1 protein-coding gene is annotated in these 1,260 nt (G+C 70.2%); it reads right to left on the reverse strand.

Annotated features, from left to right (window positions below):
* Nucleotides 1–105: 105 nt before the first annotated feature.
* A partial coding sequence (locus G6027_RS12645) for an AMP-binding protein (RefSeq protein ID WP_182637487.1) occupies nucleotides 106–1,260 on the reverse strand: 1,155 nt, incomplete at its 5' end.

Here is a 1,260-nt window from a genome sequence, read left to right on the forward strand (position 1 = left end):
CCAGGGGGGAGTCGGGGAACTCGACGGCCAGGCGTCGGGCCACCGCGCCGCCGATGCCGCCCGAGGCGCCGGTGACCAGGACGGCACCCGCCCGCCGACCCGCGCTCATCGGAGGTCGGTCTTGAGGATCTTGCCCGAGGCGTTGCGCGGGAACGACTCCACGAACTCCACCGCGCGGGGTCGCTTGAAGTTGGCCAGGTGCTCCCGGCAGAACCCGAGGACGTCCTCCTCGGTGAGCGACGACCCCTCTCGGCGCACCACGAAGGCTTTGCCGACCTCACCCATCCGGTCGTCCGGGACGCCGATGACGGCGGTCTCGACCACTCCGTCCAGGCGTGAGAGCGTCTGTTCGACCTCGGCGGGATACACGTTGAACCCGCCCGTGATGTACATGTCCTTGAGCCGGTCGGTGATACGCAGGTTGCCGTGGGAGTCGATCTCGCCCACGTCGCCGGTGTGGAGCCAGCCGTCGGGATCGATGGTGTCCGCGGTGTTCTCCGGGTCGTCGAGATACCCCTGCATGACCATCTCGCCGCGGGTGAGGATCTCGCCTTTGTCCCCGATCCGGATCTCCATGCCGGGGTAGGCCCGGCCGCAGGTGGTGGCCACGGTGACGTCGTCGTCCTCCGCCGTGGTGGTGGTGATGAAGCCCATGGTCTCGGTCTGGCCGTACGCGGTGAGGACCGTCTCCAGTCCCAGGTCGGACTGCATCCGCTCGACCAGGACCACCGGGACCACCGACGCGCCGGTCACGGCCAGGCGGAGGGAGGACAGATCGAACGCCGCCCGGTCGGCGGCGTCCAGGATCGTCTGGAAGATCGTGGGGGCGCCCGGCAGGACCGTGGCGTCCTCGTCCTGCACGAGCCGCATCGTCTCGGTGGGCGAGTACACCGCGAGGGGGATGACCGTCGCGCCGAAGAGCGTGCAGACCAGGAAGCCGGCCTTGTATCCGAAGCTGTGGAAGAACGGGTTGACGATGAGGTAGCGGTCGCGTTCGGTGAGTCCACCGTTCGACCCCCACGCGCGGGCGCCGGCGACGGTCTGGCGGTGCAGCGCCACCACGCCCTTGCTCTTGCCGGTGGTGCCGGAGGTGAACAGGATGTCGGCCACGTCGTCGCCCGTCACCGCGTCGGCGCGGGCGTCGGTCTCCGCGAGCGCGGAGTCGGTGGCCTCCGCCTGGAGGTCGGTGAGGTCGACGACGGCGAGGTCGGCGGTCGCGGTGTCCCCGCCGTCGAGGGGGATCCGCACGAGGGTCCGCAA

The sequence above is a fragment of the Dietzia sp. SLG310A2-38A2 genome, from assembly GCF_014145095.1.
Taxonomy (GTDB): domain Bacteria; phylum Actinomycetota; class Actinomycetes; order Mycobacteriales; family Mycobacteriaceae; genus Dietzia.